General features: G+C 66.5%; 23 protein-coding genes and 1 tRNA gene. 9 read left to right on the top strand and 15 right to left on the bottom strand.

Features of this window, described 5'->3' with window-relative positions; all coding sequences use genetic code 11:
* Positions 1–393 precede the first annotated feature (393 nt).
* Complete coding sequence (ybiB, locus tag CDN36_RS05730; protein ID WP_150553869.1) at positions 394–1,347, bottom strand: DNA-binding protein YbiB; 954 nt, start codon at positions 1,345–1,347, stop codon at positions 394–396.
* A gap of 258 nt (positions 1,348–1,605) precedes the next feature.
* Here ybiB and maiA point away from each other — a divergent pair, with 258 nt between their 5' ends.
* Both maiA and CDN36_RS05720 read left to right on the top strand, forming a co-directional pair.
* The gene (maiA, locus tag CDN36_RS05725) at positions 1,606–2,253 is read left to right on the top strand and encodes a maleylacetoacetate isomerase (RefSeq protein ID WP_287496213.1); all 648 of its coding nucleotides are present in this window, start codon (positions 1,606–1,608) and stop codon (positions 2,251–2,253) included.
* 7 nt (positions 2,254–2,260) lie between these two features.
* The gene (locus tag CDN36_RS05720) at positions 2,261–2,887 is read left to right on the top strand and encodes a LysE/ArgO family amino acid transporter (protein WP_287496212.1); all 627 of its coding nucleotides are present in this window, start codon (positions 2,261–2,263) and stop codon (positions 2,885–2,887) included.
* Positions 2,888–3,024: 137 nt separating this feature from the next.
* Here CDN36_RS05720 and ftsY read toward each other — a convergent pair whose 3' ends face one another.
* The gene (ftsY, locus tag CDN36_RS05715; protein WP_287496211.1) at positions 3,025–4,377 is read right to left on the bottom strand and encodes a signal recognition particle-docking protein FtsY; all 1,353 of its coding nucleotides are present in this window, start codon (positions 4,375–4,377) and stop codon (positions 3,025–3,027) included.
* 170 nt (positions 4,378–4,547) lie between these two features.
* Between ftsY and CDN36_RS05710 the strand changes: the two genes are divergently transcribed.
* Positions 4,548–5,966: a M16 family metallopeptidase gene (locus CDN36_RS05710; RefSeq protein ID WP_150553865.1), complete on the top strand. Its 1,419-nt coding sequence runs from the start codon at positions 4,548–4,550 to the stop codon at positions 5,964–5,966.
* A gap of 12 nt (positions 5,967–5,978) precedes the next feature.
* Positions 5,979–7,415, top strand: coding sequence for a M16 family metallopeptidase (locus CDN36_RS05705; protein WP_502920340.1), 1,437 nt, complete (start codon positions 5,979–5,981; stop codon positions 7,413–7,415).
* Between the two features lie 41 nt (positions 7,416–7,456).
* Here the strand turns inward: CDN36_RS05705 and CDN36_RS05700 are convergent, their stop codons facing one another.
* Together CDN36_RS05700 and nodI are read right to left on the bottom strand one after the other, a co-directional pair.
* Entirely contained in the window at positions 7,457–8,317 is an 861-nt protein-coding gene (locus CDN36_RS05700) for an ABC transporter permease (RefSeq protein WP_502920339.1), read from the bottom strand.
* Entirely contained in the window at positions 8,310–9,227 is a 918-nt protein-coding gene (gene nodI, locus CDN36_RS05695) for a nodulation factor ABC transporter ATP-binding protein NodI (protein WP_241013717.1), read from the bottom strand. Before nodI ends, CDN36_RS05700 begins: the two co-directional genes overlap by 8 nt.
* Before the next feature lie 308 nt (positions 9,228–9,535).
* Between nodI and rsmD the strand changes: the two genes are divergently transcribed.
* From rsmD to CDN36_RS05680, 3 genes are all read left to right on the top strand, one after another.
* Complete coding sequence (gene rsmD / locus CDN36_RS05690) at positions 9,536–10,129, top strand: 16S rRNA (guanine(966)-N(2))-methyltransferase RsmD (protein ID WP_150553862.1); 594 nt, start codon at positions 9,536–9,538, stop codon at positions 10,127–10,129.
* Between the two features lie 55 nt (positions 10,130–10,184).
* Positions 10,185–10,679, top strand: a complete 495-nt coding sequence (gene coaD / locus CDN36_RS05685; protein WP_287496210.1) for a pantetheine-phosphate adenylyltransferase — start codon at positions 10,185–10,187, stop codon at positions 10,677–10,679.
* 64 nt (positions 10,680–10,743) lie between these two features.
* Positions 10,744–11,001: a YfhL family 4Fe-4S dicluster ferredoxin gene (locus CDN36_RS05680; protein WP_150553860.1), complete on the top strand. Its 258-nt coding sequence runs from the start codon at positions 10,744–10,746 to the stop codon at positions 10,999–11,001.
* A 260-nt stretch (positions 11,002–11,261) separates the two neighbouring features.
* Here the strand turns inward: CDN36_RS05680 and pth are convergent, their stop codons facing one another.
* The 7 genes from pth to CDN36_RS05645 all read right to left on the bottom strand — a co-directional run bounded on the left by pth (position 11,262) and on the right by CDN36_RS05645 (position 17,507).
* Complete coding sequence (gene pth, locus CDN36_RS05675) at positions 11,262–11,858, bottom strand: aminoacyl-tRNA hydrolase (protein ID WP_150554155.1); 597 nt, start codon at positions 11,856–11,858, stop codon at positions 11,262–11,264.
* A 113-nt stretch (positions 11,859–11,971) separates the two neighbouring features.
* The gene (locus tag CDN36_RS05670; RefSeq protein ID WP_150553859.1) at positions 11,972–12,592 is read right to left on the bottom strand and encodes a 50S ribosomal protein L25/general stress protein Ctc; all 621 of its coding nucleotides are present in this window, start codon (positions 12,590–12,592) and stop codon (positions 11,972–11,974) included.
* Between the two features lie 157 nt (positions 12,593–12,749).
* Positions 12,750–13,697 (bottom strand): ribose-phosphate pyrophosphokinase, encoded by a 948-nt coding sequence (locus CDN36_RS05665; RefSeq protein ID WP_150553858.1) that lies wholly within the window; start codon positions 13,695–13,697, stop codon positions 12,750–12,752.
* A gap of 48 nt (positions 13,698–13,745) precedes the next feature.
* Positions 13,746–13,822: transfer RNA gene (locus tag CDN36_RS05660), tRNA-Gln, on the bottom strand.
* A gap of 53 nt (positions 13,823–13,875) precedes the next feature.
* A complete protein-coding gene (gene ispE, locus CDN36_RS05655) occupies positions 13,876–14,745 on the bottom strand; it encodes a 4-(cytidine 5'-diphospho)-2-C-methyl-D-erythritol kinase (RefSeq protein WP_150553857.1) in 870 nt (289 codons plus the stop codon).
* 315 nt (positions 14,746–15,060) lie between these two features.
* The gene (locus CDN36_RS05650; protein WP_150553856.1) at positions 15,061–15,678 is read right to left on the bottom strand and encodes an outer membrane lipoprotein LolB; all 618 of its coding nucleotides are present in this window, start codon (positions 15,676–15,678) and stop codon (positions 15,061–15,063) included.
* 14 nt (positions 15,679–15,692) lie between these two features.
* Positions 15,693–17,507: a tetratricopeptide repeat protein gene (locus tag CDN36_RS05645; RefSeq protein ID WP_502920344.1), complete on the bottom strand. Its 1,815-nt coding sequence runs from the start codon at positions 17,505–17,507 to the stop codon at positions 15,693–15,695.
* A gap of 226 nt (positions 17,508–17,733) precedes the next feature.
* Here CDN36_RS05645 and mutM point away from each other — a divergent pair, with 226 nt between their 5' ends.
* The gene (mutM, locus tag CDN36_RS05640; protein ID WP_150553854.1) at positions 17,734–18,564 is read left to right on the top strand and encodes a bifunctional DNA-formamidopyrimidine glycosylase/DNA-(apurinic or apyrimidinic site) lyase; all 831 of its coding nucleotides are present in this window, start codon (positions 17,734–17,736) and stop codon (positions 18,562–18,564) included.
* A gap of 91 nt (positions 18,565–18,655) precedes the next feature.
* The gene (gene mutY / locus CDN36_RS05635) at positions 18,656–19,813 is read left to right on the top strand and encodes an A/G-specific adenine glycosylase (RefSeq protein ID WP_287496209.1); all 1,158 of its coding nucleotides are present in this window, start codon (positions 18,656–18,658) and stop codon (positions 19,811–19,813) included.
* A gap of 46 nt (positions 19,814–19,859) precedes the next feature.
* Here mutY and rapZ read toward each other — a convergent pair whose 3' ends face one another.
* The 4 genes from rapZ to ptsN form a co-directional block, all read right to left on the bottom strand.
* Positions 19,860–20,729 carry an RNase adapter RapZ gene (gene rapZ / locus CDN36_RS05630; RefSeq protein ID WP_287496208.1) on the bottom strand — a complete coding sequence of 290 codons (870 nt, stop codon included), beginning with the start codon at positions 20,727–20,729 and terminating at the stop codon, positions 19,860–19,862.
* A gap of 368 nt (positions 20,730–21,097) precedes the next feature.
* Positions 21,098–21,424 (bottom strand): PsiF family protein, encoded by a 327-nt coding sequence (locus CDN36_RS05625; RefSeq protein WP_150553851.1) that lies wholly within the window; start codon positions 21,422–21,424, stop codon positions 21,098–21,100.
* A 132-nt stretch (positions 21,425–21,556) separates the two neighbouring features.
* Positions 21,557–22,522, bottom strand: coding sequence for an HPr(Ser) kinase/phosphatase (gene hprK / locus CDN36_RS05620; RefSeq protein ID WP_039407855.1), 966 nt, complete (start codon positions 22,520–22,522; stop codon positions 21,557–21,559).
* 56 nt (positions 22,523–22,578) lie between these two features.
* On the bottom strand, positions 22,579–23,034 hold the full coding sequence (gene ptsN, locus CDN36_RS05615) for a PTS IIA-like nitrogen regulatory protein PtsN (RefSeq protein WP_287496207.1): 456 nt from the start codon (positions 23,032–23,034) through the stop codon (positions 22,579–22,581).
* Between the last annotated feature and the right edge of the window lie 19 nt (positions 23,035–23,053).

Here is a 23,053-nt window from a genome sequence, read left to right as displayed (position 1 = left end):
CGATCTGGGCCGGTCCTGGCCAGTCCGGACGGCCTCCGGCCGCCCCTGGCTGCTTTTGGCTGCTCCTGGCTTCTCCTCGCCGCTCATCGTGGTGCCGGCGCCGCGTCTGTCGCTCGTTCGCTACTCATCACGCGTGATCTCTCAGCTTGCAATTGGATGCGTTTCGGGACGAAATGTTCCGAAAAAACATGGGATTTTTCCGGTTTGAGGGGAAGTCGGCTGAACTTCGCGCAAATTTCGGTCTTGTAGCTCGGGTGTCGTCCGAATGTCGTCCGAATGTCGTCCGAATGTCGTCCGAATGTCGTCCGAATGTGAACGGATGTCGAATGGATGTCGAACGGGGGGGCCTGGGGCATGGCCGGCGCGACCATGCCGCCGTTAGCGGTGCGCCCCTCAGCCGAGCCCCAGTGCTCGCCGGATGACGCCAACCTGACGTGCGATCGGCGCGGGCAGCTCCACGTCGCCGGCGAGCACCGCCTCGATCCAGCGGGCGGTCGCCGCGGCGTCGGCCGCTGGCAGCAACGGCGGCGTGCCCGTCGCGCCGTCTTCCGCTTCCAGCCAGCGCCGGTGCACGCCGGCGCAGAAGCCCTCGATGGCGGCCTGACGGCGGGCGTCCGCGACGGGTTCGCCTTCCGTGCCCCGCGAGAGCAGCACGCCGGGGGCGGGGCTGTTGGCCGCATCGCGGAACAGCTCGCTGAGCGTCTCCCGGTATTCCGGATGCGTGTAGTTGACCAGCCGCAGCGCGGGGCCGGCAAACGGCTGCAACAGCTTGACCACCGTGTGTCCCGAATTGCGCACGCCCAGCGCGGCGCGCATCTCGAGTAGACGCTCGAGTGCCGGCGAGAGGGCCGCGATGGGCAGGTAAGCCACGCGACGCGTGCGCAAGGCCGCTTCGGCCTGCGCGCCGGACTCGCATGCCGCGTGCCCCAGTTCGGCAAAGATGGCCTGCGTGCCGACCCGGTTCGCGCCGCTGTGATGCTGCCCGTGGACGAGCACCGGAATGCCCTCGCGCGCCAGCAGCAGAGCCAGCAGCGGCGTCAGATTCGGCTGCTTGCGCGCGCCGTTGTAGCTGGGCAGCAACACGGGCGCAGGCGCGCCGGCGGGCGCCGCGAGCGGTGCAAAGGTGGCGTGGGCGGCGTCGAGCATGGCGCGCAGTTCGACGGGCGTCTCGCCCTTGATCCGGTAGGCGATCAGTACGCCGCCGAGCTCGGCCGGCGCCACGCGCTCGGCCAGGATCGCGTCGAACAGCGTTCGCGTTTCGTCCGCGCTGAGTGGGCGCGCGCCCTTGGCGCCGCGAGCGATGATCTTGAGCAGCGGCGCACAGGCGAAGGGAGCGGCAGAGGTCATGGCAGGTCGGAAATCGGTTCGAAGAGCAGCGAGCGGCGTCAGTCGTGGCAAGTGGCGGCAAGCGGTGGAAGTCGCGGCGAACGTTTGCGAGCGTGGCGACAGGCGGCGCGCCGCCTAGCGTTCATCATACGCAATCAAGTGTCCTTGCGGCCAGCGCTTGAAGTACCATCTCGTGTTCCGACGCAGCACCCGGCGCCTCAGTGCGCTGCCGGGCGTTCGCCTGCGTCCTCTCTCCATTTGCGTTAACCGAGGTCTGCCATGCCCACGCTGTACAGCTATTTCCGCAGTTCCGCCGCGTATCGCGTGCGGATCGCCCTCAATCTGAAGGGAATCGACTACGACACGGTGCCGGTGCACCTCGTGCGCGACGGCGGCGAGCAGCTCAAGCCGGCGTATCGGGCGCTGAACGTCAATGGCCTGGTGCCGACGTATGTCGACGGCGACGTGAATATCCATCAATCGCTGGCCATCATCGAGTATCTGGAAGAGACGCATCCCACGCCGGCGCTGCTGCCCGCCGACCCGGCGGCGCGCGCGCACGTGCGCGCTCTTGCGCTCGACATTGCGGCCGACATCCACCCGATCGACAACCTGCGCGTGCTGCGCTACCTCAAGCACGACCTGGGCGTCAGCGAGGAGCAGAAGAACGCGTGGTACGTGCACTGGATCGTCGAGGGCTTCAAGGCGCTCGAAGCCCGGCTCGCCGCCCGGTCGTCCCAGGGCGGCTTCATGTTCGGTGACACGCCGACGCTGGCGGACTGCTGCCTCGTGCCGCAGGTCTACAACGCCAATCGCTTCAAGGTCGACATGACGCCGTTCCCGCGCATCGCCGCCGTCAACGCACATTGCCTGACGCTCGACGCGTTCCGGCGCGCCACGCCCGAAGCGCAACCCGACGCCGAGTAAGCCGGCGATGTTCGACCCGGCTTTCTGGCGAGGCATGGCGCTGGGCGCAAGCCTCATCATGGCGATCGGCGCGCAGAACGCGTTCGTGTTGCGTCAGGGCATTCTGCGGCGCCACGTCGGCGTGGTCGTCGCCGTCTGCACGATCTGCGACATGGTGCTCATCGCGGCGGGCGTGGCGGGCATGGGCGGGCTGATCCAGGCCTACCCGCGCTTTCTGACGGCCGTGACGTGGGGCGGCGCCGCGTTTCTGTTCTGGTACGGGCTGCGTGCCTGGCGCGCCGCGTTTCGCGGCACGGGCGCGCTGCAGGCGGACGGCAGCCGCGCCGCCACACAGGGCATGACCTGGCAGCGCGCGCTCGTGCTCGTCTCGATGCTCTCGCTGCTCAACCCGCATGTCTATCTGGACACGGTGATTCTGTTGGGGGGCATCGGCGCGCGCGAGGCATACCCGGGCAACGTCTGGTTCGCCGGGGGAGCGATGACGGCGTCGGCACTCTGGTTCATCACGCTCGGCTACGGGGCGCGCCTGCTCGCGCCGCTGTTCTCGCGCCCGCGCGCGTGGCAGATCCTCGACGGCCTCGTCGGCACGATGATGTGGGCGCTCGGCGCCGGGCTCGTCGCGCAGCAGATGTGATTCGCATCGTGCCCGCCCGCCCAAAACGAAACGAAAACGAAACGAAAACGAAACCCAAACGCAAACGAAAACAAAAGGGCCCGCGCACGACAGTGGCGGGCCGCTTTGTCCGATCCGGTACGCCGGGCTCGCGCGCCTTACCCCAGGAGCGCGTCGGCGAATTCGCGCGCGGAGAACGGTTGCAGATCCTCGACCTTCTCGCCCACGCCGATGAAGTAGACGGGCACCGGGCGCTGACGCGCGATCGCCGCGAGAATCCCGCCCTTGGCCGTGCCATCGAGCTTGGTCACGATGAGGCCGGTGAGTTGCAGGGCGTCGTCGAACGCCTTGACCTGTGTGAGCGCGTTCTGACCGGTGTTCGCGTCGATCACGAGCAGCACTTCGTGCGGCGCGCCCTCCGCGGCTTTGCCCAGCACGCGCTTGATCTTCTTGAGCTCCTCCATCAGATGCAACTGCGTGGGCAGCCGGCCCGCCGTGTCGGCCATCACGATGTCGATCTTGCGCGCGCGCGCGGCGTTGACGGCGTCGAACACCACAGCCGCCGGATCGCCGCTTTCCTGCGAGACCACCGCCACATTGTTGCGCTCGCCCCAGATCGTCAGTTGCTCGCGGGCCGCTGCGCGGAACGTGTCACCCGCGGCGAGCAGCACCGACTGGCCATAGTGCTGGAAATGCTTGGCGAGCTTGCCGATGCTCGTGGTCTTGCCGGCGCCGTTCACGCCCGCGATCATTACCACGAGCGGCGCCTCACGGCCGAGCACGAGGCTCTGCTCGAGCGGTTGCAGCAGTTCGACCAGCAGGTCGTGCAGCGCGCGCTTGACCTGGTCGCCTTCGGTCAGCCGCTCGGCCTTGACCTTCTTGCGCAGGGCGTCGAGGAGGAACGTGGTGGCTTCGACGCCCGCGTCGCTCATCAGCAACGCGCTTTCCAGTTCTTCGAAGAGGTTTTCGTCGACCTTCACACCGACGAAGATGCCGGTGAGGCCCGCACTGGTCTTCGACAGGCCCGCCTTCAGGCGTGTGAGCCACGAGCGCCTGGCCGCCGGCGCCGGCGCCGGCGCGGCGACGATCTCGCCGATGGCTTCGCCGTGCGCGTCCGTCACGACGACCGGCGCCGGCGGCGGCGCGACTTCCGCCACTTCCACGTGTTCGGCGGCGACCCGTTCGTCCGGCGCTGGGATTTCGGCCGAAATGGGCTCGGAGACTTCCGTATTTTCGGCGGGCTGGCCGGCTGATTCCTCAGCCGTCGGCGCCGCGGCGGGGACCGGCGGCACGGGGTTCGCCGCAGCGCTGGGCGTGGCGGACGCGACAGGGGCCGAGTGTGCCGAGTGTGCCGAGTGTGAGGGCTCAGGCGCCTGGGCGGCGCTCGCCTGCGATGCTGTCGGCGCGGGCGGGGTGGCGGATCCGGGCGATCCGGGCGATTCGGCCGGTGCGGGGCTCGTCTCGGCGGCCTTGTTGCCGCCCGACTTGAAGCGCTTGAAGAAACTGAACATGCGTTGAAGAACTCGACGTGGGGGCGCGCGGTCGGCGTGCGTCTCTGATTTGTCTTGCCATTCGCGTCGCACAAAACCCCTACAATGGGCGAGTCGTTGTTTCCGACGCGGGAAATGCGACGTATTTTATCAGACGCGTATCGACGTCCATGACGGGCGAAAGGGGATCCATGACGCGAACCATGCGCTGGCGACACGCCTTGGCCGGACTGGCCCTGGCCGGCGTGATGAGCCTGAGCCATGCGGCCGACACCGGCGGCAGCAAGACCACGGACAACACTTCGGAATTCACGCTATCGAACGGCCTGCGGCTGATCGTTCGCGAAGACCATCGGGCGCCCACGGTGGCCCACGTGGTCTGGTATCGCGCCGGCTCGCTCGACGAGTTCAATGGCACCACGGGCGTCGCGCACGCGCTCGAGCACATGATGTTCAAGGGCACCAGATCCGTGGGCGCCGGCCAGTTCTCTCGCCAGGTCGCCGCGCTGGGCGGCCGCGAGAACGCTTTCACCAGCAAGGATTACACCGGCTACTTCGAGCAGACGGAGAAGTCGCGCCTGCCGGAGATGATGCGGCTGGAGGCCGATCGCATGACCAACCTCACGCTGTCCGCCGACGAATTCGCGAAGGAGATCCAGGTCGTCATGGAAGAGCGCCGTCTGCGCACCGACGATCAGCCGCGCGCATTGCTCTACGAACAACTGATGGCCACGGCGCTCGTGGCCAACCCGTACCGCCGTCCGATCGTCGGCTGGATGGATGATCTTCGGCACATGACCGTGCAGGACACGCGCGACTGGTACGAACGCTGGTACGCGCCGAACAACGCCGTCGTGGTCGTGAGCGGCGACGTCGATCCGGCGCAGGTCAGGCAACTTGCCGAGCAGTACTACGGGCCGCTCAAGCCGCGGGCGCTGCCTGAACGCCGTGCGCAGAACGAGCCGGCGCAAATGGGGGTGCGGCGTGTTTTCGTGAAGGCACCCGCCGAGAACCCGAACGTGATGCTCGCGTGGCGCGCGCCGCGTCTGAGCGACGTCGAGAAGGACGACGACGTCTACGCGCTGCAGGTGCTCGCCGCCGTGCTGGACGGTTATGGCAACGCGCGGCTCACGAGCCGCCTGGTGCGCGAGCAGCGCATCGCCAACGACGTGGGCGCGAGCTATGACGGCGTCGGCCGCGGTCCGCAGTTCTTCCTGATGGACGGCACGCCGGCGCAAGGCAAGACGCCGGAGCAGATCGAAAAGGCGCTGCGCGCGCAGATCGCCGACATCGCCGCGCATGGCGTGACCGAGGCGGAACTCAAGCGCGTGAAGGCGCAGGTGGTCGCATCGCAGATCTACAAGCGCGACTCGGTGTTCGGTCAGGCGATGGAGATCGGACTGAACGAAATGTCGGGCATCTCGTGGCGGCAGATCGACCGCATGCTCGAAAAGGTGAAGGCGGTGACCCCCGCGCAGGTGCAGGCGGTGGCCGGCAAGTACTTCGGCGACGATTCGCTCACGGTGGCCACGCTGGTGCCGCAGCCGATCGACGAAGCGACACGCAAGCGCCGCGCCCAAGGGGCGGAAGACCTGAAGAACATGCGCTGAGAGGGCCACACGATGATGAAGATTTCCGCACTGATGCGTGCGTTTTTCCCTGCGCGCGCGGGCCTGCTGGCGTGCGTGACGGCAGGCGCGGTCGCCGCGCTTGCCGCTACCGGCGCCCGGGCCGCGCTGCCGATCCAGACCTGGACCGCGCCGTCCGGCGCCAAGGTGCTGCTCGTCGAGAGCCGCTCGATCCCGATGATCGACCTGAACATCGACTTCGATGCCGGCAGCCGTTACGATCCGCCCGGCAAGGCCGGACTCGCGCTGCTCACGGCGGGCCTGCTCGACGCAGGCGCCGCGGCCGCGGGCGGGCGCCCCGCACTCACCGAGGCGCAGATTGCCGACCGCTTCGCCGACGTCGGCGCGATGGCGGGCACGCATGCCGGTCGGGACGCCGCGACCGTCACCATGCGCACGCTGTCGTCGCGCGCCGAACGCGACGCGGCCGTCGACACGATGGCGCAGTTCCTGCAGCACCCGACGTTCCCCGATGCCGTGCTCAAGCGCGAATCGGCGCGACTGTCGTCGGCGATTGCCGAGTCGGACACGAAGCCCGAGCCGATTGCCGAGAAGGCGTTCCGCCATGCCATCTATGGCGGCCATCCGTATGGCGTCAGCGCCACGGTGGCGAGCGTGAACGCCATCAGGCGCGACGACCTCGTGCGCTTTTACCGCGACATGTACAGCGCGAAGCGGGCGGTCGTCACGATCGTCGGCGACATCGACCGCGCGCAGGCCGAGAAGGTGGTCGCCACGCTGACCGAGGCCATGCCGGCGGGCGTCACGCCGCCCGCAATGCCCGCCGTGGCGCCGCTGCGCAGCGCCGTGCAGATCGATCTGCCGCACCCGGCGGAGCAGGCGCACATCGTGACCGGGCAGGCGTCGATGGCGCGCAGCGATCCCGACTACTTTCCGCTGCTCGTGGGCAACTACGTGCTGGGCGGCGGCGGGTTCGTGTCGCGGCTCACGGCCGAAGTGCGCGAGAAGCGCGGGCTGACGTATGGCGTGTCGAGCGCATTCGTGCCGCAATTGCAGGAAGGGCCGTTCGAGATCAGCCTGCAGACGCGTCGCGAACAGGCGCGCGAGGCGCTCAACGTCGTGCGCGAGACGCTCGACAAGTTCGTGCAGGAAGGCCCGACCGACGCGGAGATGCAGGCCGCGAAGGACAACCTGGTGAACGGCTTCCCGCTGCGCCTGGACAGCAACCGCAAGCTGCTGGCCAACGTGGCGGCCATCGGCTTCTACAACCTGCCGCTCGATTACCTCGACACGTGGACCGAAAAGGTCAAGTCCGTCACGGCCGCGCAGGTCAGGGATGCTTTCGCGCGCCACGTGCGGCCGGACCGTCTCGCGACGGTCGTCGTGGGGCCGGGCGACGTATTCGGTACGGCCGGCGCAGGTGCCGCCGCCCCCGGCGGCAAGCCGGCCGCGGGCGCGAAGGCGAAGTAAGCGCCAGGCCGCGCCGGGGGCGATGCCGTTCGCCCTCGGTGTTACCGAAGAATCCGGCGGCGCAGCAGCACGAGCGCGACGGCAAAGCCCGCGACGGCGTACACGGCGAGCGCGCCGGCATGCAGCCACGGCGCATCGATGGCGCGACCGAGCATGGCCGGGCGGATCAGGGCCACGGCATGCGCGAGCGGCAGCCACTCCGTGACGTGCCGCGCGGCTGCCGGCAACTGCGACAACGGAAAGAACACACCCGAGAGCAGCAGCATCGGCGTCATCACGAGCGTCTGGTAGAACATGAAGAAGTCGTAGCTCGGCGCGAGCGCCGTCATGACCATCGCCAGGCTGGCGAATGCAAGACCCGCGAGCAGGATCGCCGGCAGAACGATGGCGAGACTGTCGAGGCGCGCATAGCCGAGCACGCTGGCCACGACGAGAATGGCGAGTCCTGACAGCACCGCTTTGCTTGCCGCCCAGACCACCTCGCCCAGCACCACGTCGCCGAGCGTGAGCGGCGTGTGCATGAGCGCCTCCCACGTGCGTTGCACGTGCATGCGCGAGAAGCCCGAATACATCGACTCGAAGCTCGCGGAGAACATCACGCTCGAGCCGACGGTGCCGGCCGCGAGAAACGCGATGTACGACGTGCCGTCCACGTCGCCGACCATCATCCCCAGTCCGAAGCCCAGCCCGAACAGGTAAATCATGGGATCGGCGAGATTGCCGAACATCGACGCGATCGCGAGCTTGCGCCAGACGAGGAAGTTGCGCCGCCAGACGCTCACCCACGCGCCGGCGCCGGGAAGGTAGCGAGGGAGGTCGGGCCGGGCCGTCGACTCGCTCACCGATGTTTTCAACGGCTCATTCGTTGGCTCATTCGTCGGCTCATTCGTCGACTCACTCATCGCGCATCTCCCGTCCCGTGAGCTTGAGAAAGACGTCCTCCAGATTCGCCCGACGATGCAAATAGCGCACGCCGGGCTGGTCGTGCAGCGCGGCGACGAGCGGCGCGGCGTCGCGCACGTAGCAGAAGTGCGTCTCGCCGCTCGACTCGATGCGCTCGGCCAATGGCGCGAGCCGGGCGATCAACCCGCGAGGGACGTCGCCAAAGAGCTCCACCACGTCGCACCCGATCTCGCGCGCGACGAGTTCGGGCGGCGTGCCCTCGGCGATCTTGCGCCCCGCGTCGATGACGCACAGCCGATGACACAGGCGCTCCGCTTCCTCCATGAAGTGGGTCGTCAGCAGAATCGTCTTGCCCTCGTTCATCAGCGATTTCAGCCGCTCCCAGATCAGATGCCGCGCCTGCGGATCGAGACCGGTGGTCGGCTCGTCGAGCACGAGCAGATCGGGATTGTTGATGAGCGCGCGCGCGAGCGTGAGGCGGCGCTTCATGCCGCCGGAGAGCTGACCGACGCGTGCGTCGGCCTTGGCCTCGAGGCGGGCGAAGGCGAGCAGCGCCGGCACGCGCTCACGCACGTCCGCGCGGGAAAGTCCGAAATACCGGCCGAAGACGGCGAGGTTCTCGCGCACGGTGAAGTCGGGATCGAGATTGTCGAATTGCGGCACCACGCCGATGCGCCGCCGTGCCTCGGGCGCCAGCCGCGGCACCGGCATGCCGCCCAGGCGGATGCAGCCCGCGTCGGGCGTCACCAGGCCGAGCAGCATGCGCAACGTGGTCGTTTTGCCCGCGCCGTTCGGCCCCAACAGGCCGAAACACTCGCCGGGCGCGACGCGCAGGGACAGACGATCGACGACAGATCGGCCCTCGTAGGCCTTGCACAGTTCTGTTACCTCGATGGCGGCAGCGGTCATGACGAATCGGGCAGACTCCTGTTGAGCCGCGGCGAGCGGCGGCGAGCCATGGGCCGCGACCGGCGCTCGCCCCATCGCCGACGCGGGCCGTTACGGCGCTGCGCGCTCCGGCGACGGGGCAAGGGGGGCGGGCGATGTGGTATGTTTCGCCTCAACAATGTAGCGTGATTTGCCATGATTTTGGATTCCCTGCGCGTGAATTGCCGCGCGCGACCTCTTTTTTGCATCGATGCGGGCCATAGCGTTCCGTGCCCCGATGCATTGGGTGCGCCCGGTCCAGGTGCGGCGCCCGTCTCGCGGAGCGCGCCATGAAGACCGGTGCCGGCAATGTGGCCCGCCACGCGCCGCAGCAGGTGCGCATCATCGGCGGCCAATGGAAGCGCACGCCGCTGCCCGTGCCGCCCGGCGACGGACTGCGGCCCACGCCTGACCGCGTGCGCGAAACGCTTTTCAATTGGCTCGGACAGGACCTCACCGGCATGCAGTGCCTCGACGCCTTCGCCGGCAGCGGTGCGCTCGGTTTCGAGGCGGCCTCGCGCGGTGCGACGCGTGTCGTGATGATCGAGCAGGCCGCGCCCGCGGTGCGGCAATTGCGCGCCAATCAGGCCAAGCTGGGGGCCAGTCAGATCGAGATCGTTCAGGCCGATGCACGGCGCTTGATAACCACACTCTCGCCCGGGGCATTCGACGTGGTATTTCTCGACCCGCCGTTTGCGAGCGGCTGGCTCGCCGAGCTGTTGGCGCCGGCGGCCCGTCTGCTTGCGCCGCACGGCGTGATCTATGCCGAGTCCGACGCGCCGCTCGCGGACGAAGCGCTCGCCGCGCTCGGGCTCGCGTGCCTGCGCCGGGCGAAAGCCGGGGCGGTGCATTATCATTTGCTTGAATCGATTCCGAAAACCTAGAGACCACAATGAACAAGTACGCAGCATCGGTCCCCAGCCGCGAGGAGACGTTGGCATGGTAGTGGCGATCTATCCAGGGACGTTCGACCCGCTTACCCGAGGGCACGAGGACCTGGTCCGCCGTGCTGCGGGCATTTTCGACAAGCTCGTCGTCGGGGTGGCCGATAGCAAGAACAAGAAACCGTTCTTCACGCTCCAGGAGCGCATCGACATCGCGCGCGAAGTGCTGGGCCACTATCCGAACGTGTCCGTCGAAGGGTTTTCCGGGCTGCTCAAGGACTTCGTGCGCAAGCATCAGGCGCGTGTGATCGTGCGCGGCCTGCGCGCGGTGTCCGACTTCGAGTACGAGTTTCAGATGGCGGGCATGAACCGTTATCTGCTGCCCGACGTGGAAACGATGTTCATGACGCCGTCCGACCAGTACCAGTTCATCTCGGGTACGATCGTGCGCGAGATTGCCCAACTGGGCGGCGACGTGAGCAAGTTCGTGTTCCCTTCCGTCGAGAAATGGCTGGTGACGAAAGTCGGCGACCAGGCGGCGAAGGGATAAGTATCGTGTGCGCCGGCCGGGCCTTCGCGGCCCGCTGGCTTCGCGATACGGCTGGAGGTGCCGTATGGCCTTGATGATTACCGATGAATGCATCAATTGCGACGTGTGCGAGCCGGAGTGCCCGAACGACGCAATTTCGATGGGGATCGAAATCTACGAAATCGATCCGAACAAGTGCACCGAGTGTGTCGGTCACTTCGATGAACCGCAGTGCGTGCAGGTGTGCCCGGTGGAGTGCATCCCCGTCAATCCCGAGCACGTCGAGACGCGCGAGCAATTGCTGGACAAGTACACCCATCTGCAAGCGGCCAAATCGGCCTGATTGGGCCCAATTGGCCTGATTCCGCGCCCGGGGGCGGGGTTCCGCTTCACACCCTGACGACACATTCTCGCAGCATTCCCGCACAGTCCCGCCTACGAATTACCGGAGGCTCTCGCGAGCGACAAAGAGACGGCGAAAGGGGCGACAAAAGGGACGACAAAGGCGCCCTGCGGCGCCTCTGTCGTGTGTTGCGAGCGTCGTGTGCTCGCATCACATGAGCGGCCCGTGTCGCTGCGCGGGCGTGGTCTTGCGCCGCCGCGTTACTTCGCGGGCGCGGCGTGCAGCCGCATCATCGCCTTTTCCATCTCGCCCTTGACGATCAGGTCGACGACGTCGAGCGAGCGCGACATCGCGTCGTCGATTTGCGCCTGCTCCTCCTTGCGCGGCGGCTTGAGCACGAAGTCCACCACCTGCTGCTGGCTGCCGGCTGGCTGCAGCGTGCGCGGATGGCCGATGCCCAGTCGCAGACGCCAGAATTCCTGCGTGGTCAGATGCGCGGCAATGTCCTTCAGGCCGTTATGGCCGCCGCTGCCGCCGCCGCGCTTGAGCTTCACGGTGCCCGGCAGCAGATCGAGCTCGTCGTGCACCACGAGAATCTCGTCGGGCAGGATCTTGTAGAAGCGGGCCAGGGCGACGACGGATTGACCCGAGCGGTTCATGAACGTCTGTGGCTCGAGCAGCCAGACTTCCTGGCCGGCCACGCGTGCCCGCGCGGCGAACCCGTGGAAGTTCTTCTGATGGGAGAGCGACGCGCCGCATTGCTGCGCCAGGGCGTCGACAAACCAGAAGCCCGCGTTGTGACGCGTCGCTGTGTATTCGGCGCCCGGATTGCCGAGCCCCACGATCAGCTTGATCATTTCGGTGTCGGAGGTGTTGGGTGCGTCACGCACCGCCATGAAAAAACCCGCCGGACATGACGTCGCGGCGGGTCTTGCGTCCAGCGTCGCCGCTGAAGGCTGACACGCGTGGCTTAGGCAGCCGGCGTTTCGCCTTCGGCAGCCGAGGCGGCAGCTTCGTCAGCCGCAGCGCCGGCCGGTTGGACGGCTTGCGCCACCACCGGGTTTTCCTGCTCGACGTGCAGCGTCAGCGTCACGCCGGCGGGCAGCTTGACGTCCTTGGCATGCACGGTCTGACCGGCTTCCAGCTTCGACAGGTCGACTTCCAGGAATTCCGGCAGCTTGCCCGGCAGGCAGCTGATGTCGAGTTCGTTGAGCGTGTGGCTGATCACGTTCGCGCCCAGCTTCACGGCCGGCGACGTCTCGGCGTTCAGGAAGTGCAGGGGCACCTTCACGTGAATGGACTTGTTCGGATCGACACGCTGGAAATCCACGTGCAGAACGAGTTGCTTGAACGGGTGATACTGCACGTCGCGCAGCAGCACTTGTTCGGTCTTGCCGGCAACTTCCAGGTCGAGGATCGACGAGTGGAAAGCTTCCTTGCGGAGGGCGTGCCACAGTGCGTTGTGATCGAGTTCGATCATCTTAGGTTCAACGTTACCACCGTACACGATGCCCGTAGTCTTACCGGCATTGCGCAGGCGGCGGCTCGCACCAGTACCTTGCTGATTGCGCTCAAAAGCGACGACTTTCATGACAACTCCTTGTACTGCCCGCGACCAGGCAGTGTTTTCTTCCCGAACGGCCCGCCGAAAAACGCGGGATTCAGGAACGACAAAGGCGAGGAAAACGCTCCTCGCCGACACAACAACGGCGCCACACAGGCGCCGTTGCAAAAACTTTACCGAACGCTTACTCCGCGAACAGCGACATCACCGAGTCGCCACGACGGATGCGCGAGAACGTCTCGGCGAGCAGGTTAGCGCAGCTCAGCTGGCGAATCTTGCCGCCCTTCGAGTCATCACGCAGCGGAATGGTATCCGTCACGACCACTTCGTCGAGCTCCGAGGCGTTGATTCGCGCTGCGGCGCCGCCCGAGAGCACCGGGTGCGTACAGTAGGCGTACACCTTCTGTGCGCCGCGTTCTTTCAATACCTGCGCGGCCTTGCACAGCGTACCGGCGGTATCGACCATGTCATCCATGATGACGCAGGTACGGCCTTCGACTTCACCGATGATGTTCATCACTTCGGCCACGTTGGCCTTCGGACGGCGCTTGTCGATGATGGCCAGATCGCAATGCAGTTGCTTGGCCAGCGCACGGGCGCGCACCACGCCACCGACGTCCGGCGACACCACGAGCAGGTTTTCGTGGTTCTGGGCACGCACGTCGGCCAGCAGCAGCGGCGACGCGTAGATGTTGTCGACCGGAATATCGAAGAAACCCTGAATCTGGTCGGCGTGCAGGTCCATCGTGATGATGCGTTCGACGCCTGCGATTTGCAGCATGTTGGCCACGACCTTCGCCGAGATCGCCACGCGTGCCGAGCGCGGGCGGCGATCCTGACGGGCATAGCCGAAATACGGGATGGCAGCGGTGATCCGGCCGGCGGAAGCGCGCTTGAGCGCGTCGACCATGATCATCAGTTCCATCAGGTTGTCGTTGGTCGGAGCGCACGTCGACTGGAGGACGAAGACGTCCTTGCCACGCACGTTTTCCTGAATTTCGACCTGGATCTCACCATCCGAGAAGCGGCTGGCCATGGCCTTGCCGAGGGGGATACCCAGAGTGTCGACGACCGCTTGGGCCAGGGCGGGATTGGCGTTCCCGGTGAATACCATTAGGTTATCACTACTCATCTGGCTACCTGCGGGACGTTGGATGCTGAGACTCTACAACAGAGAAATTGGCAGGGGAGGAAGGACTCGAACCCTCGTATGCCGGAATCAAAATCCGGTGCCTTAACCAACTTGGCGACTCCCCTACACTAACCGGTGCCTTCATTGCGCCGTAGGAAACGCAACAAAGCAAAACTCTTCACGCGAAGGCGAACAGCGGATGTTCGGCCAGGCTGGTGGTCACCTGACCGAGCCAGCGCTCCGGCAATCGCCTGCATACGGCTTCCGCTTCCGCCTTCGTGTCGAATACCGCAAACACGCTTGCGCCGGATCCTGTCATGCGAGCCGTGGTGAAGGTTCTGAACCAGTCAATCACAGCAGCGACTTCCGCGTATTCTCGAGTGACTACCGCCTGCATGTCGTTACGGAAGATTTCATCCGTTTCGAACACGTTTTTGTTGGCGTGCTCAAGAAAGAACGCCATTGTGACGATCTTCGTATCCCTTGTCAACAGGGGATCGCGAAATATTTTGTCGGTCGCGACGTGCACGCGCGGGTTCACGACGAGAAAGTGCCATTGCGGCAGGTCGATCGCTTCCAGTTCTTCGCCCAGTCCCTGCGCAAACGCATTACGGCCGAACACGAAAAACGGCACGTCCGCCCCAAGCTTGAGGGCCAGCGTCTGGAGCTCGGCGCGCGGCAGGTCGAGCTGCCACATGCGGTTCAGCGCGAGCAGCGTCGTGGCCGCGTCGGAGCTGCCGCCGCCGATGCCGCCGCCGGCCGGCAGACGCTTCTCGATCGCGATGTCCACGCCGAAACGCACGCCGCAATGCGCCTGCAAAAGGCGTGCCGCGCGCACGGTCAGATCGGTCTCGGGCGGCACGCCCGGCAGCGGATTCGTATGGACGATGCGCGCGTCGTCGCGTCGCTCGAAGTGCAACGTGTCGGCCCAGTCGATTAGCTGGAAGACGGTTTGTAGTTCGTGATAGCCATTGGGTCGGCGTCCCACGATATGCAGGAACAGGTTGAGCTTGGCCGGGGCAGGGCAGTCACGCAGGATTTCGTACATGGCGATGCGAAGCGGAGCTATCGGAGCACACAGCGCCCGCGAGGGTGTCCGTGCGCCGGGGAATCGTAGGGGCGGTTGATCGACGCGTGCGCCAAGCGGATATCGCGAACGTCGCGCAGCGCACGCGTCTCGGCGCAGCGCCCACAGCACCCGCAGCGCCGTCGGCGGCGATATGCATCGACAGCAGCCGCCGCCGCTGCAGCACGCGGCGCCGTCGGCGGCGATATGCATCGACAGCAGCCGCCGCCGCTGCAGCACGCGGCGCCAAGCATAGCACCGCCTGCGCGAACGTGCCGAACCGGCCCGGCTCGCCGCTTATTCGTCGATGACCAGGCGCACGGCCAGCGGCGAGCCGTCGAGATCGCGCGAGAGGTCGATGCGCCTGACGCGCAGCGGTGAGCCGTCGAAAAACGCCTGATAGTCGATGGTCCAGCCGTCCTGCGTCAGACGCGTGGGGCGCCGCGTTTGCGGATCGCGCTCGATGCTCGCCCGCGATCCCGGGGCGCTCTGCATGCGCAGCCAGTAGCGAAGGCCGCCGACGGGCAGCGCGAAGCCGAGCGCATCGCGCATGACGTCTTCCAGGCGCGGCCCCGTGAGCGGCGCCTTGCCCGGCAGTTCGAGCGAGGCGCTGCGCGGATTCTCGCGAACGATCGCCTGCGTCTGCCCGAGCGGGTCGAGCAACTGGACGACGGCATTCTCGCCGTTCTGCTGCCAATCGAAGTTGCCGTAGGTATTGCGGGGCTCGCCGCTCTGCTCGTACCGCACCGAGAAGCGGCCGCGATAGTGTTCCGCGCCCGCATCGGCCGATTGGACGATGGGCGCCGGCGGTGCGAGGCTCGCGCAACCGCTTGCGAAAAGCGCAGCGGCGCAGGCCAGCGAGAGGGCGCGGGCCACCCGCGCGTGCGCCGCCGGGTTCCGAAATGCGCACAACATCGTCAATCCGGGCATCACGGCGCCACGTTGTAGCGCTTCATCGTGGAGCGCAGCGTATCGTCGTCGCCGTCGAGCTTGAGCGCCTCGCGCCAGGTCTTGCGCGCTTCGTCCTGCTGGCCCGATTCCCACAGCACTTCGCCGAGGTGGGCGCCGATTTCCGCCTGCGCCTGAATGCCGTAGGCGCGACGCAGCAGTTCGAGCGCCTGCTGCTTGTCGCCCAGGCGGTATTTCACCCAGCCCAGGCTGTCCATGATGTACGGATCCTCGGGCGAGAGCGCCGACGCCTTTTGCAGCAGCTTGAGCGCCTCGGGCAGACGCGTGTTGCGCTCGGTCAGCGAGTAGCCAAGCGCGTTGTACGCCTGCGCGTTGTCGGGTTGCGTTGCCATCACGCGGCGCATGGCCTTTTCCATGACGTCGTAGTGCTTGTTCAGCTCGGCAACCATGCCGTACTGATAGAGCAAATCCGGATCGTCCGGATGATTCTTGACCTCGGCCTCGAGCAGCTTCTCGGCGTCGCCGTAGCGCTTGGCTTTGACGAGCAGATCGGATTCGGCGCGCTTGAGCGCCAGTTGCTCGCGCGGATCGCTCGACTTGATGCCGTGCAGCAGCGCACGGCCTTCCTCGACCTTGCCCTGGTCGGCGAGCAGTTGCGCGCGGCCGATCTGCGCGGGCAGATAGGCGTTGCTGTCCTCGCGGATCTTCGAGAGCCACTTGTCCGCCGCCGGATAGTCCTTGCGGTCCTGCGCGATCTGCGCGAGATAGACGTAAGCCTGTGCGCCGTCCGTGTTCTGCTGCTCGGCCTCCGAGGCGTACTTCTGCAGATACTGTTCGGCCTTCTCCGGATGCTTCGCGTGCAGGCTCAGCAGCGCAAGCGCCATGAGCGTCGACAACTCGTGCGGATAGCGCTTCTCGAGCGTTTCGAACTGCTTTTGCGCGACATCGAGCTGGTTGTCGGCCAGCAGCAGCTTCGCGTAGGCGAAGCGGGCTTCCTTGGCGCCGGGGTTGCGATCGAGGAACGTCTTGAGTCCCGCGATGGCGTGGGCGCGCTCGGACGGCCCCATCTGGCCGTACACCAACGCCGCGGCTTCATAATCGGGCTTGATCCTGAGCGCGTTCTCCAGCGACGCGCGTGCGCCGGCCGTATCGCCGGCATCGAGCTGCGAACGCGCAATGGCCAGTTGTGCTTCCGGGCGCTGCATGTCGTTGGCCAGCATGCGCTTGAGCGAATCGACGCCGGTGGCTCGCTCGGGACTGCGCGCGATCATCTGCTGCAATTCCAGAATGGCCTGACCGCGACGCGCTTCGGGCACCTTGTTCAGTTCGTCGACGAGCAGCGGCTCGGCTTCGCCGAGATGGCCCGTGCCGACCTGCAGGCTCGCGAGCAGCTGGGACGCCGGGCGCCAAGTCGGATCGAGCTGGTGCCACAGGCGCGCGGCGATCAGCGCGTCGCCGAGCTGGCGCGCACCGAGCGCGATCTCGACCGCCCGGCGCGCCATGCGCGGATCCTTGGTGCGATTGGCCAGCGCGATGTAGGTGTTGTAAGCCGGAGCGAGGTTGCCGCGTTGCAGGCTGAGTTCGGCGGCCATCACTTCGAAGACGATCTCGCTCGAAAGCGCCACGTTCGGCAGCTTTTCCTTCGGGACGGCGGCCCCGGGCGGGACGTCCTCGGCGTCGGTATCGGTATTTGCCGCCGCCGCACGGCTCGCGGCGCCCGGCGCGGATGCCTTGCCGGGGGCCGCGGGCGAGGCCGGTGCGTTCTGCGCGAGCAGCGCGCGCGCGCCGTCCTGGGCCGCTTGCGCGAAGGCATTGGACGATGGCAGGAGCGCCATGACTGCGCTGGCGCAGGTCACGCCGAGCGCCGTGGCGCCGGCCCACGCCCCGCGTGCCAGTGCGCCGCGCAGGCGCAAGGCCATGGGTGCCACGGTTACCGCAGTCTCGGAAGCGGCGGGGATGGACGGGATTCGGGTCTTCGGCATAGGGATCCACGGCAGGTTTCGAGCGATTGTAGCGCGCCCGATACAATAGAGTCTAAATCCTCAGCAAACGTTCGCAGGCATGCCTGAACTCCCCGAAGTCGAAGTCACCCGCCGCGGTATTGCGCCGCACGTGGCGGGCACGCGCGTCGCGCGTATCGACGTGCGCAACGCCGCATTGCGCTGGCCCGTGCCCGACGGTCTCGACACGCTGCTGCGCGGCGAGACGCTCATTGGCGTCGAGCGTCGCGGCAAATACCTGCTGCTCGAATATGCGCCGGGCTGGTTGCTGGTGCACCTGGGCATGACCGGCACGCTGCGCGTGATGCCCGAGCCGCAGGCCTTGCCCGCGGCCGGGGTGCACGATCACATCGATCTCGTGTTCGAGCGATGCGCACTTCGCTATCGCGACCCGCGCCGCTTCGGCGCCATGCTGTTCCACCCCCGCTCGGCCGGCGACGTTCTCTCGCACCCGCTGCTCGCGAGCCTCGGCGTCGAGCCGCTGTCGGACGCGTTCGACGGCAATTGGCTCCATGCCGGCACGCGCGGGCGCACCGTCGCCATCAAGCAGGCGCTGCTCGCTGGCACGATCGTGGTCGGCGTGGGCAATATCTACGCCTCCGAGAGCCTGTTTCGCGCCGGCATCCATCCGCGGCTCGCTGCGGGCAAGCTGTCCCGCCCGCGTGCCGAGAAGCTCGCGCAGGCAATCAAGGTAGTGCTTGCCGCGGCAATCGAGAAAGGGGGCAGCACGCTGCGCGATTTTGTCGGCAGCGACGGTCGCAGCGGCTATTTCCAGCAGGAGTATTTCGTCTACGACCGCACCGGACAGCCATGCCGCGTGTGCGGCACGCCGATTCGCCAGATCGTGCAGCAGCAGCGTTCCACGTTCTTTTGCCCGCATTGCCAGAAATGACGCACGCGCGGCGGCCCGCGAAGACGCCAGCCCGCGAAGACGCCCGCAGCCGCGCTGTACAGTCGTACTCGACGCCTCCCCGGACATCCCCATGAACGCCTCTACCCCCGATTTCGCTGCCGGTTCGCTGGCCGACACCTTTGCCGAGCGGCTGATCGCATGGCAGGCCGAGCACGGCCGTCACGATCTGCCCTGGCAGAACACACGCGACGCGTACCGCATCTGGCTGTCCGAAATCATGTTGCAGCAGACGCAGGTCGCCACGGTGATCCCGTATTACGGCCGCTTTCTCGAGCGCTTTCCCGACGTCGCCGCGCTCGCCAGCGCGCCGCAGGACGATGTCATGGCGCTCTGGAGCGGCCTGGGGTACTACTCGCGTGCCCGCAACCTGCATCGCTGCGCCCAGGTGGTCGTGGCCGAGCACGGCGGGCGCTTCCCGTCGGATCCGGACACGCTCGCCACGTTGCCCGGCATCGGCCGTTCGACGGCCGCCGCGATCGCGGCATTCGCTTACGACGCGCACGCCGCGATTCTCGACGGCAACGTCAAACGGGTACTCGCGCGCGTGTTCGGCATCGAGGGGTTTCCTGGCACGCCGAAGATCGAGCGGGAGATGTGGGCGCTGGCCGAATCGCTGCTGCCCGATCACGATCTGCCGGCCTACACCCAAGGGATGATGGACCTCGGCGCCACGCTGTGCGGGCGCGGCAAGCCGCGCTGCGGCGAATGCCCGTTTGACAGCGATTGCGTGGCGCATGCGACGGGGCGCGAGCGCTCGTTGCCCACGACCAAGCCGAAGAAGGCGCAGCCGGAGCGCCATGTCGATGTGCTGGTGATTCGCGCGGGCGGGCGAGTGCTGTTCGAGCGGCGCCCGGACAGCGGCATCTGGGGCGGCCTGTGGAGTCTGCCGGAGCTCACGCCGCCGACCGACGCGCCAGCGCCCGACGACGCCTCACTGCGCGAGCGCCTGTGCGCGCACGCCGCGGCGCTCGGGGCGCAGCAGGGGGCGGTGCAGTCGCTCGCGCCGCTGCATGGGCTCACGCACGTCTTCACGCATTTCCGGCTGCACTTGCGTCCGTGGCTGGTAACGCTCTCGCCGTCTGCCCCCGGGCGGCAGCCGCCGGCGAGCGGCGCACGCCTGGCCTGGCTGGATGCGGCCGGTATCGCCGCCGCCGGTCTGCCGTCACCCATCCGAAAGATCGCCGACGCCTTGTCGCCGAGCGACGGTCAGTTGCTGCTGCCGGCCTGAAGCTCGCGCGCCCGACGTCCGCTGGCAGCGAGCGCGGTCGCGCCGCTCAGGCGGCCTCGAGCGGTGCGAGCTCGCGATGGCGCACGAGCACGCTCGCTTCCTGGCGAAAGCGCGCGCCGAGCGTCTCGGCGATGAAAACGGAGCGGTGCTGCCCGCCCGTGCAGCCGATGGCCACCGTCAGATAGCTGCGGTTGTCGCGCATGAAGCTCGGTAGCCACTTTTGCAGATACGCGCCGATGTCGTCGATCATTTCGGCGACCTCGGGAATGGCCGACAGGAAGTCGATGACCGGCTGATCGCGGCCGGTGAGCGGCCGCAACTGCGTGTCGTAGTAGGGATTGGGCAGCGAGCGCACGTCGAAGACGAGATCGGCGTCGAGCGGCACCCCGTGCTTGAAGCCGAACGATTCAAACATCAGCGTAAGCCCGGTGTGATCGTGCTGCACGAACTCGCGGATCCAACGGCGCAGCGCACTCGCGCGCAGATTGCTGGTGTCGATCTGGTGACCGAGTTCGGTCACGCTGTTGAGCATTTCGCGCTCTTTCTCGATCGCTTCGACGAGCGAGCCGTTGGCCGAGAGCGTGTTGTCGCCCACCGAGAGCGGATGGCGGCGGCGTGTCTCGGAGAAGCGCTGCACCAGGGTTTGCGTGTTGGCGTTGAGGAACAGCACGCGCACATCGTGGCCGAAGCGGCGCAGACCGCCGATGATCGGCGGCAGATCGGCAAGCGAGCCGCCGCTGCGCGCGTCGATGGCGACGGCAAGCCGCGTGTAATTCTGCGTTTCGAGATATTCGGCAAGCTCAGGCAGAAATCGCGACGGCAGGTTGTCGACGCAGTAATACCCGGCGTCCTCGAGGACATTCAGGGCGAGCGACTTGCCGGAGCCCGATACACCGGTAATGAGTACGATCTTCATGACATTTCCCGAATACAACCATCATGGTAAGCGATTGTGTCTCACGGGTGTCGAGCGGCGGGCTGTCCGGGCGTTGCGCTCTCCTCGGCAATGCTCGGCAATTCACGGCAAAGGTACGCAATTCCAGGAGTTTCCGGCCGCTCCGGCCCGTTTAGGCCCGTTTAGGCCCTTTCCAGCCTCGCCGCCATTCCAGCCATTTCCAGCCCTTTTCAGCCCTTTTCAGCCGTTTTCAGCCGTTTTCGTCCGTTTTCGAACCTTCCGGCCCTTCCGGCCACTTCCCCGCGACCACGGGGTGATTCCGACTGCGCTTCGCAAACGAAAACGGCGCCCGGAAGGGGCGCCGTTCGGCGTAGATTGGCGTCGATGCCTCAGGCGGCCGGCTTGTTCGACAGACAGGACTTCATGAACGCCTTGCGGTCGTCGCCCTTCTTGTCGCCCGCTTGCGCGTTGCAGGTCTTCATCTTCTCCTGCTGCGTTTGCTTGGCGGACGCGGCCGGCTTGTTCGACAGGCATTGCTTCATGAACGCCTTGCGATCGTCGCCCTTCTTGTCGCCGGCCTGCGCGTTGCACGCGGTCATCTTGTTTTGCTGTGCGTTGGCCTTCGGGGCTGCCTCGGGCGCGGCGGCGCTTTGGGCGAACACGGGCGACGCGAGCAGCGGGGATACCAGGAGCAGTGCAGCGAATGCTTTCTTCATGATCGTCTCTCCATTAAGGTCGACACGCACGGGGAAGAACCGCGTGGCGATTACAACATGAAAGAAAACGCGCCGCAATCGCGCTGCGTTGACAGAAAACCGCATGCAATGCGGTAAACCCGGAGACGCGGCTCAGAGCAGTTTGCCCTGCATCCCGTCGGGATCCTGCATGGCCTGGCGCTGGCGCTCCATGAAGTCCTTGAGCGTGTCGATGCCGCGCAGTTGCAGGATCGTGTTGCGCACGGCGGCCTCCACCAGCACGGCGAGGTTTCGCCCGGCGGCCACTTGCAGGATCACCTTGTTGATGGGCAAGCCGAGGACATCCACCGTCTGCGCTTCGAGCGGCAGGCGCTGGAATTCGCCGTCAGGGCGGCGCACCAGTTGCACGATCAGCTTGAGCTTCATTTTCCGGCGCACGGCCGTCTCGCCGAAGATGGTCTTGATGTCGAGCAGGCCCAGCCCGCGCACTTCCAGCAGGTTTTGCAGCAGTGGGGGGCAGCGCCCTTCCACGAAATCGGGGCCCAGCCGCACGAAATCGACCGCATCGTCGGCGACCAGGCCGTGGCCGCGGCTGATCAATTCCAGACCGAGTTCGCTCTTGCCCAGCCCGGAGTCGCCGGTGAGGAGCACGCCCATGCCCAAAATGTCGATAAAAACGCCGTGCATCGTGCATCGCGGGGCGAACACGCGCGAAATGTACAGCCGCAGGCTGTCGATAACCGATGCGGTGGAGAGCGGGGTGGTGAACAGCGGTGTGGACGACCGGGTGCAGCGCAGCACCAGATCGGGCGGCGCCTCCAGTCCGTCGGCGACGACCAGGAACGGCGGCTCCAGGGCGATGACCTCGCCCATGTGGCGCTTGCGGTTCTCATCGCTCAGGCGCTGGTAATAGCGCAGTTCCGCCTCGCCGAGCACCTGAATGCGGTTCGGGTGGATGAGGTTCAGGTGACCCACGAGGTCGGCGCTGGAGGTGGCGGTGGCCACGCTCTCGGGCGTGAACCCGCGCTCCCAGCCCTCGTGGCCGGTGAGCCACGACAGACGCAGCGTCGCGGCGTTGTCATCGAAAATGCTTTGCGCGTTGATGCCGGTCAGTTCCACCGCGTCGCCTCGTTCGGTTGAGTATGGGAGCTACGGGACTCGAAGTTGGCGGCGGCTCAGGGCTGCCAGTTCGCCAGGGCCGTGTGAACGTCGTCGGCGCTGGGCGCGTTGCTCAATGTCTCGCGCATCAAGCGATCGGAGAGCAACTGCGCGATTTCGGACAGAATCTCGAGATGCTGCTGCGTGGCCTGTTCCGGCACGAGCAGGAAAAACAGCAGGGAGACGGGCTGGCCGTCGGGCGCCTCGAACGGAATCGGGTCGTCCAGACGCACGAAAGCCGCCATCGGATGCTTGAGTCCCTTAATGCGGCCATGCGGGATCGCCACGCCTTCGCCGAGCCCGGTCGAACCCAGGCGCTCGCGCGCGAACAGGTCGTCGGTGACGAGCGCGCGCGACAGTCCGGCGTTGTTCTCGAACAGGAGCCCGGCTTGCTCGAAGACACGCTTCTTGCTGGTGACGGACAGTCCAAGCAGGATATTGGACGCAGGTAAGAGTTTGACTAAACGGTTCATCTTGTAATGCGGGCGAACG

The sequence above is a fragment of the Pandoraea sp. CB10b_02 genome, from assembly GCF_002216225.1.
GTDB lineage: Bacteria > Pseudomonadota > Gammaproteobacteria > Burkholderiales > Burkholderiaceae > Pandoraea > Pandoraea nosoerga.
Note: the sequence above shows the minus strand (reverse complement) of the source record. Positions and strands in the feature narration are given on the sequence as shown.